General features: G+C 42.4%; 9 protein-coding genes. 2 read left to right on the top strand and 7 right to left on the bottom strand.

The window, feature by feature from the left end; genetic code table 11:
- Nucleotides 1-156: 156 nt before the first annotated feature.
- Entirely contained in the window at nt 157-2238 is a 2082-nt protein-coding gene (gene prlC, locus ACRC53_RS00980) for an oligopeptidase A (protein ID WP_438641718.1), read from the bottom strand.
- A gap of 105 nt (nt 2239-2343) precedes the next feature.
- Here prlC and ACRC53_RS00975 point away from each other — a divergent pair, with 105 nt between their 5' ends.
- Nucleotides 2344-3186, top strand: coding sequence for a 23S rRNA (adenine(2030)-N(6))-methyltransferase RlmJ (locus ACRC53_RS00975; RefSeq protein ID WP_438641717.1), 843 nt, complete (start codon nt 2344-2346; stop codon nt 3184-3186).
- Nucleotides 3187-3723: 537 nt separating this feature from the next.
- A complete protein-coding gene (locus ACRC53_RS00970) occupies nt 3724-5292 on the top strand; it encodes an EAL domain-containing protein (protein ID WP_438641716.1) in 1569 nt (522 codons plus the stop codon).
- Between the two features lie 121 nt (nt 5293-5413).
- Here the strand turns inward: ACRC53_RS00970 and ACRC53_RS00965 are convergent, their stop codons facing one another.
- The 6 genes from ACRC53_RS00965 to ACRC53_RS00940 all read right to left on the bottom strand — a co-directional run bounded on the left by ACRC53_RS00965 (nt 5414) and on the right by ACRC53_RS00940 (nt 13210).
- A complete protein-coding gene (locus tag ACRC53_RS00965) occupies nt 5414-7369 on the bottom strand; it encodes a polysaccharide biosynthesis protein (RefSeq protein ID WP_438641715.1) in 1956 nt (651 codons plus the stop codon).
- 88 nt (nt 7370-7457) lie between these two features.
- Complete coding sequence (locus ACRC53_RS00960; protein ID WP_438641714.1) at nt 7458-8009, bottom strand: sugar transferase; 552 nt, start codon at nt 8007-8009, stop codon at nt 7458-7460.
- Between the two features lie 11 nt (nt 8010-8020).
- A complete protein-coding gene (locus ACRC53_RS00955) occupies nt 8021-8980 on the bottom strand; it encodes a UDP-glucose 4-epimerase family protein (protein ID WP_438641713.1) in 960 nt (319 codons plus the stop codon).
- Nucleotides 8980-9786, bottom strand: a complete 807-nt coding sequence (locus ACRC53_RS00950; RefSeq protein ID WP_438641712.1) for a glycosyltransferase — start codon at nt 9784-9786, stop codon at nt 8980-8982. The genes ACRC53_RS00955 and ACRC53_RS00950 overlap by 1 nt, the downstream gene beginning before the upstream one ends.
- 153 nt (nt 9787-9939) lie before the next feature.
- Nucleotides 9940-11070: a non-hydrolyzing UDP-N-acetylglucosamine 2-epimerase gene (gene wecB, locus ACRC53_RS00945; RefSeq protein ID WP_438641779.1), complete on the bottom strand. Its 1131-nt coding sequence runs from the start codon at nt 11068-11070 to the stop codon at nt 9940-9942.
- Nucleotides 11071-12112: 1042 nt separating this feature from the next.
- Entirely contained in the window at nt 12113-13210 is a 1098-nt protein-coding gene (locus ACRC53_RS00940; RefSeq protein ID WP_438641711.1) for a glycosyltransferase, read from the bottom strand.
- Between the last annotated feature and the right edge of the window lies 1 nt (nt 13211).

Genomic DNA, 13211 nt, shown 5'->3' with positions numbered 1-13211 from the left:
ACACAACAACAAAACCAAAAGGCAAAAAAAAGCACGCTATTATAGCGTGCCTGTGATCAAAACCTAGTCTGTGGCGGTATCTGCTCTTGGTTTGTATCCCGCCAAAAAGGTTTTATTGCGGTAGATTCTACGCGCTGGCATTGCACCCAGCCGAATTTAGCCCGCAATACCTTTGTGGCGCAGCAGAGCATCAAGCTGCGGTTCATGGCCACGAAAACGCTTAAACAGAGCCATTGGCGCTTCTGAGCCGCCACGTTCAAGAATGTTGTGCAGGAAATCTTGCCCAACTTGCGGGTTGAAAATGCCCTCTTCCTCAAAACGGGCAAAGGCATCGGCTGACAGTACTTCAGCCCACAGATAGCTGTAGTAACCGGCGGCGTAACCGCCGGCAAAGATATGACTAAAGCTGTGCGGGAAACGCTGCCAGCGCGGGGCTTCAATCACCGCGACCTTGTCTTTCACATCAAACAGCATTTCCAGTACGCGCGCACCCTGTTCAGGCTGGTATTCATGGTGCAGACGGAAATCAAACAGAGCAAATTCAAGCTGACGCAGCACAAACATGGCGGCCTGATAGTTTTTTGCATCGAGCAATTTTTGCAGTTTATCAGTCGGTAACGGTTCACCGCTCTCATAGTGGCCAGAGATAAAGGCCAGTGCTTCAGCTTCCCAGCACCAGTTTTCCATAAACTGGCTTGGCAGCTCAACGGCATCCCACGGTACGCCGTTAATGCCAGAGACCGCGCCGGTATCCACTTCGGTCAGCATGTGGTGAATGCCGTGACCAAATTCGTGGAACAGTGTGGTGACTTCATCATGGGTAAATAGCGCCGGTTTGCCGCCAACCGGTTTGTTGAAGTTACAAGTGAGGTAGGCGACCGGTTTTTGCAGTGTGCCGTCTAAACGGCGGTTACGACCAATACAGTCATCCATCCATGCGCCGCCGCGCTTATGTTCGCGGGCATACAAGTCAAGGTAGAAGCTGCCGCGCAATTGGCCTTGTGCATCAACCAGTTCAAAGAAGCGAACGCTGTTATCCCATACATCAATGCTGTTTTCTGTGGCGTTCGCGGCCGTGTCACCGGTGTGCGTGGCACGCTCACGCGCCTGAATGCCAAACACGCGTTGCAAGACTTCAAATAGCCCGCTGATCACACGGTCTTCCGGAAAATAGGGGCGCAGCTCTTCATCACTGATCGAGAACAGGTGCTGCTTTTGTTTTTCGCTGTAATAGGCCACATCCCACACATCAAGCTGTTCGGCCTGACAGTGCTGACGAGCAAAATCTTGCAATTCGGCCAGCTCTTTTTGCCCCTGTGTACGGGCGCGAGTAGCCAGATTGTTTAAAAAGTCGAGCACCTGCTGCGGGTTTTCGGCCATTTTGGTGGCCAGTGATTTATCAGCATACGTTGGGAAGCCAAGCAGTTGTGCCAGCTCGTGGCGCAGGGCAAGGATCTCTTCAATCAGCGGGGTGTTATCCCACTGGCCAGCCTGCGGGCCCTGATCGGAGGCGCGGGTATTGTAGGCCTGATACAGCTCTTGGCGCAGTGCGCGGTTGTCACAGTAGGTCATTACTGGCAGGTAGCTTGGAATATCCAACGTCAGCAGATAGCCTTGCTGCTCTTTGGCCTTAGCTGCAGCTTGCGCTGCCAACAACGCACTTTCTGGCATGCCACTGAGATCAGCAACATCAGTAATCAGCTTACTCCAGCCCATGGTGGCATCGAGCACATGGTTACTAAACTGGTTCGACAACGCCGATAACCGTGCCATAATTTCCCCGTAACGCTGTTGCTGTTCGGGGTTTAGTGCGATACCTGAGAGTTCAAAATCGCGCAGGCTGTTTTCTACTGCTTTGCGTTGCGCGCCGGTTAACTGACTGAACGCTTTACTATCGTGCAAGCTTTTGTAGGCTTGATACAAACCGGCATGTTGCCCCATCCAAGTGCCGTACTCTGACAACAGCGGCAAACACTGCTGGTAAGCATCGCGCAGTTCAGGGCTGTTTTTAACGGCGTTTAAATGGCCCACCGGTGACCATAAGCGGCTAAGGCGATCATTAACTTCGGCCAGCGGCTCGCACAAGTTTTCCCACGTAAAAGGCACGCCATGCGCTAATACATGGTCAACTTCAGCACGGCATTCGGCAATCGCCTGCTCAACTGCCGGAACAACCTGCTCCGGTTTGATCTGGGAAAACGGCGGTAATCCGTTAAAGTTCAACAGCGGGTTGCTCATGGTCAGTTATCCTTCAAATAAATTATCTTTATATAAGATGGCGACACAACAAGCGAAATTCAATGGTGACTCAGGCATAATGTGTGATCATAAAGAGAGGTTATCATGCTCAGTTATCGACACAGTTTTCATGCCGGCAATTATGCCGATGTTCTCAAGCACAGCGTTCAATCGCTGATTATTGACGCACTCAAGCAGAAAGATAAGCCATTTTTGTATCTTGATACTCACTCAGGTGCTGGGCGTTATTATCTGAAAAGTGACCATGCCACTAAAACTGGTGAGTACCTTGAGGGCATTGCGCGGATTTGGCAACGTGATGATATTCCTGAGCTATTAGCACCGTATATTTCGGCAGTAAAAGCGGTCAACCGCGGCCCGCAACTGTTCCACTATCCGGGTTCGCCGCTGATTGCCCAACATCTGCTGCGGGCGCAAGATCGTATGCTGCTAACCGAGCTGCACCCAAGTGATTTTCCGCTGCTGCGCAGTGAGTTTTCACGTGATGAGCGCGCTACTGCAAAACGCACCGATGGTTATCCACAGTTGAAATCACAACTTCCACCGAAAGAGCGCCGTGCATTGGTGCTGATTGACCCGCCTTACGAGCTGAAAGAGGATTATCAGCGCGTGGTCGAGGCGATTGTTGAAGGGCATAAGCGTTTTGCTACCGGTGTGTATGCTATTTGGTATCCGGTTGTATTGCGACAGAATATCAAACGTATGCTGCGCCAACTGGAAGAGACCGGTATTCGCCGCATTATGCAAATTGAATTAGGCATTAAACCCGACTCTGATCAGCGTGGCATGACCGCCTCTGGCATGATAGTGATCAACCCGCCGTGGCAGCTTGAAAGCCAAATGCAAACCCTGTTGCCATGGATGAGCGCCGCCATGACACCAGAAGGCACCGGCTATTTCAGTGTTAACTGGATTGTTCCAGAGTAAATATCTGAAATAGCGAGTTAAATAATAAGGCCTTATAATCAGATTTGAGTAATACGCTCTGAATTATCTGGCAAAAACTCTTTAACGAGCACAATAGGGTCAATACAAGCTCTACAAGAGATTATTTTCCCCTTTAAGATGAGTGCAAACGGCTGATCTATTCCTCTTCAGCCGTTGATCTTGTTTTTGATGTATTGCATCACCTCATTCTCTTTCTACCTTCATGAAGCAACGCACTGATAACCTAATGGCTTATTATCAGTAAAAAACAGGCTGTTTTAAAACATCTTGATGTACATCAACTCTTGCTAACATACAACTGTTGCATACTCGCAAAACAGTGCGTCGTGCATAACTATCAGTAATCTATGGCGAAAAATTCAGCGTTGGGTCAACAAAATATGCCCTACAATTCCCGTTGCACGTTCAATTTGTTACACTCCGTTAGTTACTCGCGCATTAACCGCGCTTGCCGTCTCTCTGTAAACCGCACGGTAAATATAGTGAACAATGATGACAGCTACAGGCCCTCGCGTTATGAATAACGATTCAGTACTGCATAAACACTACACACTGCGTCGTTTAAGCATTGCTCTTTTGATTGGTATCATTTGTGTACTGTTATCTCTACTCAGTAGTTTTTTGCAGTTGCAAGAGCAAGCTCGCAAACAGCAACAGCTCACATTAAGCCAAATAAGCAGCGATATTCTTAATCAGCGGTTATTTAACAAACGTTGGCATCAATCATTACGTAAACAAATTGGTCAACCTTGCGATGATATTCGGGGCTCTTTGCAGCAAGCCGCTACGCGTGATCGCGAAGTACGCAGTTATCTGTTGATCAAAGCAGGGCAAATTTATTGCTCTTCTGCCAATATTCACGATGAGAGCCAAGTTGTTAACCCCATTTTGCCGCAATTATTGCAACAGGCGCATGGGTTGATGTTCAGTTACGATCATGTCGGAGGCTGCCCACTGATTGTGCACTGGCAGCTCTCACCGGGTAAAACGGATCAGGGTGTTATCTCTATCCACGATATTTATGCACTAACCCATCAGCTCTTACAACCTCGCCCACCGTTTGTTGATCAGCTTGCACTGCAAATTGGGGCTTTCGCTGCACTGGGTCAAAGTGGCCGCTTAGTTGATGCGGCATCACTGCCACAACCGCGTTTTAGCTGGAAAGATCAGAGCCATGAGTTTTCTTTGCACTTATATGGGCCAAGCGGTATCCAACTGTTACCGTTATTGATTGGCATGCCATTACAGATAGCGTTTCTCATCGGCCTGTGTGGCGCAATGCTAACATTTAGACTCTACAGCCTGCGCCAACATGTTAGCCTTGCGTTAAGTGCCGCTATCCGCCAGCAACGCCTACAAATGCACTATCAACCCTTGATTGATAGCCACAGTGGGCGCTGTATTGGTGTAGAGGCGCTGTTACGCTGGCATTACAGTGCCAGCGAGCTGCTTTCACCTGAGATTTTTATTCCACTGATTGAGCAACATCGCTTAATGCCACGCTTAACCCATTATCTGATGAAGCTAATTGCACAAGATGCATTGTTACTGCCCGTTAAGCAGTTACCTGCGCATTTTCGAATGTCAGTAAATATCTCAGCAGATCACTTTGATAATCGTGCACTGCTGGCACATACCCATAAACTGCGTAAACATTTACCCGCAGGGATATTGCTGGTGCTTGAGATCACTGAAAGCTCGCCGTTATCATTTAGTGAGCCGCAACAAAAGCTCTTTGGTGCGCTACTGAATATTGGCGGTATAGCACTGGCATTAGATGATTTTGGTACTGGCCACTGCTCACTGAGTTATTTGCAGCGTATTCAGCCGCAATATCTTAAAATTGATAAACGCTTTACCCGCAGTATTGATAACCCAGGTATGGGTACTGCGGTACTCGACAGTATTATCAACCTTGCACAGCGCCTACAAATATCGGTAGTGGCAGAAGGGGTTGAAAGCTTACAACAGCGTGAGTATTTACAAGAGAAAGGCGTGCAAACTTTGCAAGGTTTTCTGTTTGCAAAGCCAATGCAAATTGATGCATTACGGGTGTGGTTGGGAAGAAACCGATGTATAGAGTAATGAAGGTAGGATGTAATAATAAACTTAGGCTATCAACAATACTGAAATCTTTGTGTGTAAAATAGCAGCAACCAAATATAATCTCGACCATAGAAAAGATTGCTGCTATTTAATAACAAAATTATAAATGCACCACATTACTCAATGTGTCAGACTTTTGCTTTGCCTGCCATACCAAATCACAAATGCCATCAGTAGGTTGGAAAGCTGCCGGTGCTTTTAATAGCAATTGCCGAATGTACTCATGATCAAAATTATGGCAAGCCTCATCTAGTTGTTTAAGCAGCACTGACAACTCAGCCCAATTCAGCATCACTTCATTGGCAGTCATAATACGTGGGTGCGTTGTTCCTTTGACTGAATCACCAATTAATAACTCCTCGTACAGTTTTTCACCTGGGCGCAAACCTGTGACCTCAATGGCAATATCACCCTCTGGATTATTCTCATTACGTACAGTTAAGCCGCTTAAACGGATCATCCGCTTTGCCAGATCATAAATCTTAACAGGCTCGCCCATGTCTAATACAAATACATCCCCCCCCTTGCCCATTGCGCCCGCTTGGATCACTAACTGTGAGGCTTCAGGAATGGTCATAAAGTAACGGATAATATCGCGGTGTGTGAGTGTCAAAGGCCCGCCTTGGCTAATTTGCCGCTCAAACAAAGGCACTACTGAACCTGATGAGCCAAGTACATTACCAAAACGCACCATACAAAAGCGAGTATGAGATTGCTCTTTAGACAACGCCTGCAACACTAACTCGGCTAAACGTTTTGTTGTACCCATTGTATTGGTTGGGCGAACAGCTTTATCTGTTGAGATAAGCACAAAGGTTTCTACGCCCGCAGCAATGGCTGATTGCGCACAATACAGAGTACCAAAAATATTATTTCGCACCCCTTCAACCACATTGTGCTCAACTAACGGTACATGCTTGTACGCCGCTGCATGGTAAACGGTTTGCACTCCAAACGATTTCATCACCGCTTGTAAACGGTTTTGCCGTTGCACTGAACCTAATAAAGGTGTTAGCGCCACGTTCAATGCTTCATTTTTACAAATTTCAGCTAACTCTTTTTCAATTGCATACAGTGCATATTCTGACAATTCAAAAAGCACTAAGCGGGTTGGTTTTTGGCGCACAATTTGACGACACAACTCCGATCCAATAGAGCCCCCCGCCCCTGTCACCATCACCACTTTTTGGGTAATATTACGTGCTAATAACGCTGCGTCTGGGGAAACGGTATCTCGCCCTAACAGATCATCAATAGAAATTTTCTTTAAATTATTAATCTGCGCCCGACCTTCGACTAAATCAACCATGCCGGGAATAGAGAGTACTTCGCAAGGAAATGCCTCTAAACTATTAATAACCTCTAAACGGCGTTGTTTAGAGCAACTTGGCATTGCCAATAAAATTTTACTGACACCGTGATGATTAATTAATACAGGCAATTGGGCGCTTGGGTATACCGAACAGTTTTGAATCATGCACCCTTGTTTAACCGGATTATCATCAACAAATGCAACAGGATAAAAATCACTGCCCTGCAATAATGCTACCTGTAATTGGCGACCCGACGAACCTGCGCCATAAATAATCACCTGTGTCCGTGCAAGTTTTGTCGTATTCAATAGCGCACGGAAAAACAGACGAACCCCGCCAATTGAAATCACCAAAAAGGTAAAGTAAATGACAGAGACCGTGCGTGGTAAAAAGACATTAAAGTAAAACGCGGTGAGAATAAGAAAACCCGCAGACAATGAAGCGCCAAGAGAGATCGTCCACAAAACACGAAAGCTAACATAGCGCAGCACTGCACGGTATAATCCTAAGCGTGCAAAAATAATAACGCTAAAAAAGACCAATACAGCTAATAATAACCAATGGTGTATACTACCAATTGGCCAAGCATCTTCTAATCGAATCCAGTATGCACCCCAAAAGGTGAGTGTAATCAATACACTGTCTGTACATACTGAGATCAATCTTTTATTCGTGCGTGAAAGCGTGCCTAAAAAATCAAGTAAATAATTACCACCCGATGGCTTCATAGCTTTTCTCATCATAAATAAATGCTGAGTATCAAATAATATATTGCAACAACAGGTTATTATTCACCTACACATTAAAATACTCGTTGTTTTATCAAAACAACTAAGGTTGTATTCTATCGCCGCTGCCTTTTCCTAATACGGTTTGTATAATATAGCTGATATAATTTTTTAAATTCAGTGTTTTTATCATTTGCTGATCAAGCTCGGCAAGCTGTACTGGTGTAGACATATCCACACTGTTAATTTGCGCTAAACCGGTAATACCTGGCAATACAGTAAAAACGCCCCGTAACTCACGTTCAGCAATTAACTCATGTTGGTTAAACAAGCAAGGGCGAGGGCCAACAAAACTCATCTCCCCTTTTAGTACATTAATTAACTGTGGTAACTCATCAAGCTTCGTTTTTCGTAGAAATCGCCCAAAGGCAGTGATTGACGCTGTATTCACTAAATGTGTTGCTACAGACGTTGTATCTACCGACATAGTCCGAAACTTAATTAAGGTAAATGGTTTCTGATCACGGCCAACGCGTTGTTGAAAAAAAATAGGCGAAGCAGTATCAAAATAACCGACGATACCAATCAACACAAACACTGGCCATAAAAATAACAGCCCTAAAAAAGCAAAAATGAAATCAATAACTCTCAGCATATCATTTATTATCACTTAACATGGTGTAATAGATAGTCATCAACAGTGCGTTTAATACCTTGTTCAAACGTCACCGGAGGCTGCCAATGTAATACTTTTTTTGTTTTTGTTACCTCTAATGCCAAGTCACCAAAAAGGCGCTGACTCAGACTTTTCATTCCTAATATAGCGAAAACAGATTGTAACCATGATTGAGGGATAGGAAGCAATCGGCTTTTTATCTGCATTTGCATGGCAATAGTTTGAAGTAATTGAGTCAAGGAGACATCATTATCATCTGAAACTAAAAATGTTTCATTTGCCGCAGCAGGATGCGAACAACAAGTGACTATCAAATCAATGAGATTATCGATAAAGACAAAACTTCTGACATTATCAATACACCCAAAGGGAAGTGGAATCCCTTTTTTTACCCATGTCATCATAGAAAGAAAGTTTGCTTTTACACCTTCACCATACACTAATGGTGGCCGAATAATCACAACCTCTAAACCCGTTTCTTGCGCTAAAATCTTGAGTTGTTGTTCCGCCTCATATTTACTTAGCCCATATGGGTCTGTTGGAATATGATTATCATCAGCACAAAATGGCTGATTCAATAAACTTAGCTCACCATTTACTTTTATTGAACTAAGGTAAATAAAGCGTTTAACGCCAGATTGTACAGCTTGCTTTGCTAAATGAAGTGTCGCTGCAGTATTGATCTCTCGATATTGCTGTAGCGCGTTACACTCCTTTTCGTTCATCTGATGAACACGGGCAGCACAATGCACTACCGTATCAACGCCTTTTAATAAGGGTTGCCAATTTGCACGATCAGAAAGCTCTGGCCCTACTACTTGCCAAGGCTGTGTACTCTTTTTACGAGTAACACCCATTACTGATATTTTTTGTTGATGCAGATAATAGCATAATGCCGAGCCGACAAAGCCTGAGGACCCTGTAACCATCACTTTTTGTAATTTATTCATTACCACCAACGCCAACCATGGATATTAAAAAAAGTGACCATAGAGCGGCCAAACATTTTTATATGCTTCCATCCTTTACGTGATGCATGCCCGCCATGGTGAACTACTTTAACTTGAGGCACATAGGCAATCCGACTTATCTTTGCTGTACGCAAGCTGATATCGAAATCTTCAAAATATAAAAAGAATCGAGGGTCAAATCCACCAAGTTGTTTTAATACCTCTGTGCGAAAAAGCATAAAGCAGCCGCTTACAATGGGTGGATCCCAATAAACATCTGTACTATTTAACGCATCACCCATTTCATACAAAGATAAACGCTTCTGAAAAATACGCTTTACCATATTAGGTGCAAAACCACGCAGCAATAGATCAAATACGGTAGGATAACGCTTACAAAGCCGCTGAACTTGACCATCAGCCCATGTAGCATAAGGTGTTAATAAACCACACTGAGGGTTATTATTCATAAATTCAAGGGCTTTTTGAAGAGCATCTGGTGCGACTTCAAGATCAGGGTTGAGAATAAGGTGGTATTTGGTATCACTGTGTAATGCACGATTATGACCTGAACCAAAACCTGGATTGGTTGCATCAACTATTGACTTATAAGGCGCAGACCAACATGGTAATACATCCTCCACCTTTAACATTTCTGCGAACGAAGGAGAATGTTCTACCACATACAAAATGGAACTTAATTTACTAACATGAGCAGCTATATTTAACGTCGATAACGTTTTTTTTAGCATACTCAAATTAGATCGGTAATTAACAATAGACACCGAGAGAGTATTTTCTTTCACCCAAGCAAACCTAATTAAACGAAAATACGGATTAAAATAATAGATGCAGAAGCAGGCGTTATCTATCCCCATTACACTGGAACTAACGTTCAGTGTAATGGGATAAGTGCTAACTAAAACACTAGTTAGTTACTTTACATTGAGATATACATATTACATTCGATTGCACGCATCAAATATCGAATTTAATATACGAATAGAGGCTTTTCCATCACCGTAAGGGTTATGCGCCATACTCATGGAGCAATATGCATGCTCATCGGTCAGCAATGTAGTGACTTCACCAACTATTTTATCAACATCAGTACCAACTAACTTAACCGTTCCGGCCTCAACAGCTTCAGGACGCTCAGTGGTATCACGCATAACAAGAACTGGTTTACCCAAAGAAGGTGCTTCCTCTTGAATACCACCGGAATCGGTTAAAATGATATGAGCACGCCCCATGATATATATAAATGGGAGATAGTCCTGGGGTTCAATCAAAAAAACATTTGAACGTCCAGATAAAAAACGGTTAACCGGCTCTCGCACGTTCGGATTAAGGTGAACAGGATAGACAAAGTCAACATTACTAAACTTATCAGCCAACTTGGATACCGCTTGGCATATACGCTCAAAGCCTCCACCGAAACTTTCTCTACGATGGCCAGTAATCAAAACAACTTTACGCTCTGAATTTAAAAAATCAAACCGCAAATCTAAATTAGCTTTTAGGGCCTGATCATAACTTAGTCTATCACGAACCATAAATAACGCATCGATAACTGTGTTTCCTGTAACAACGACAGTATTTTCCGATATATTTTCCATCAAAAGATTATTTTTGGAAGTATGAGTTGGTGCAAAATGCAAATTCGCCAAACAACCAGTAACTTTGCGATTTCCCTCTTCCGGCCATGGAGAGTAAATATTATTTGTCCTCAACCCAGCTTCAACGTGACCAACTTTAACTTGCTGGAAGTATGCAGCCAAGGTAGTAGACAACGTTGTTGCCGTATCTCCATGTACCAGCACATAATCTGGTTTAAACTCATTAAATACGCTACGCAACCCAAGCAGAATAGAATACGTCACATCAGTAAGATCCTGACCCGCTTTCATAATATTTAAATCAAAATCTGGCTTTATATTAAAAAGTTCAAGGACTTGGTCAAGCATCTGGCGATGTTGACCGGTTACGCATACTTTGCTTTCAAAACGATTATCTTTTTTAAGTTGCTCCACAACCGGAGCCATCTTGATAGCTTCTGGGCGAGTTCCAAAAACTGACAACACCTTCACCTTAACCATTGCACCCCCCTTTATAAAAAATTTCTTTACTTGACAGCAGCACTTGAAATAAAGCTATTTATTTTTGTGATATTTTTTCCTTGCCAATTTTTTGATAGTCTTTTCAATTAAATGCCAAGACATATAAGATAATGTCATTGTAAGTATGACTATAAATATTAGATAGTAATAAAATCCATACTCAGAGAAAAAATATATGATAGTTGAGAAAATGGATATGCGTATAGATAGTATCCATATGAATAATCATTTCTTAAACTTATATTTAAGAAATCTCTTGCTACATAACCAGAAGACACAACAAGATATGAGACCAACATTGACAAAACTATTGGAGACATGATAGTTGATGTTAAGGCAGTAAGAAATACAATTTTACACCCAGCCTCTTTCTTTAAGAAAGAGTACATTAAGCTTACATTTACCAAACCCAAAAAGACAACTCATGAATGATATAATTGAGGATGTTCAAATAAATAGTAGGATGTCAAAAGCCACGGGTTAAAATTAAGAGGCCTATAATGAAATTCATTATAATGAAAAACACTGTAATACTTAATATCTGACAATGCTCCCACAAATGTTGCTTTTACTCCCCATCCAATTTCATCATAACTAAAATAACCAGGATTTATAAATAGCCCGAGACTCATAACTAATCCAATAAGGAATATCGGCCAAATTTTTTCACACTAATCATTATTTATTTCCGTATTTTAAATATGTAGCGGGATAGGTTTTATTTAGCTATTTATTATATAAATACATTTATCTTTCCCAAAAGCACTGAGATATACATATCTAAATGACTTTTCCTAATAGCACTACATCTTTGATAATCTATAGTTACTCTCAGGGAAAGGAAACATGATATCCATGAAGTGTGTCACTGGATCTAGCAGTTAGCAATCCCTCTACTCTGATAATTGCACTCAATCATCACATCTAGCTAGATTATGAACTAAAAAAATATGCCTCTACCTCTTTTTCCAAATGTAGTCTATATAACACTAAGATAAAATTACGGTGTATACTAATTTTTTGCTACATCATGTAGCAACGCCTCAAAAACACTATGAAACCTTTCATCCCATGTAATAGTATGATCTAAAGCTGAAGTTATTCCTTTTTTAAACTGGAGAAAACTTACAGCTCTCCCATTAGCAACCCTGAATCTCATTTCACCAAACTCTGTAGTGATAACACACAATCCAGCGGCAACATATTCATAATACTTCACAGGGTCAACTGAGTTAGTTAGCTCATTTAACTTGAATGGAATCAGGCCAAAATCAAAAGAAGAAAGTAGCTTAGGGATTTCGCAATGTTTTACTGCCTTTTGCAACTCAATATTCCCAGGTAGTTTTGGAATGTTTCTAGAGTAATTAGGCCCAACAATAACAACTTTATCCATCGGGTTGTCTTTTGCCAATTTAATCACACAGCTCCAGTCAAACCATTCCGCAATACTCCCTACATACCCGAATGTTCTTTTGCTTAGATATCTCAAGTTTCTTTCATGTAACAGAGATTGGCACTTCCTCAGAAACTCCTCATCACATGCATTTAAAACAAGTTCAGATTTTTTTGCTAGGTAACCATACTTTTCTTGAAGATTATGCGAGGAAAAAAGACACACATCTACATTTTGAATAACTCGGCGAAGAGCTATGTCCATGCTTCTAGCCGCTATCCCATGGAAGAACTGAGGAAAATCATCCATCACATCGAAAATAATTTTATGAAACTTTACACTGGACATGATTTCTATGGAAAAGCGGCTCGGCTTTCCAATTACGAGAACTGTATCTTTGCCATTATAACTGAACTGCTGAATACTTTTCAGTGCACCTAATATCATTTTTCGGTTAACAAAGTCATATATCGAACCCAAAGGCTCAACTGGAATGCATCTTAATTTTAAGATCTCGATCCCTTCTGGCTTACTAAAACTATCAGCTTCAACAGAAAATAATTTTGACCGAAAATCTTTCACTTGCGGGAGCCTAGATGGAGTTGGCTCTACCCACAATATAGAGCTAAAGCCGCTCCGAAGAGCAGCTTTGGCAAAAAAATGAGGACGTTGTGCAACACTATGCCAAGGTACTGGAGATAAATACACCAAACGCATA

The sequence above is a fragment of the Plesiomonas sp. genome, from assembly GCF_051652165.1.
Taxonomy (GTDB): Bacteria; Pseudomonadota; Gammaproteobacteria; order Enterobacterales; family CAMTGL01; genus Plesiomonas.
The sequence above is the reverse complement of the archived record's forward strand: the minus strand, read 5'-3'. Positions and strand labels throughout refer to the sequence as shown.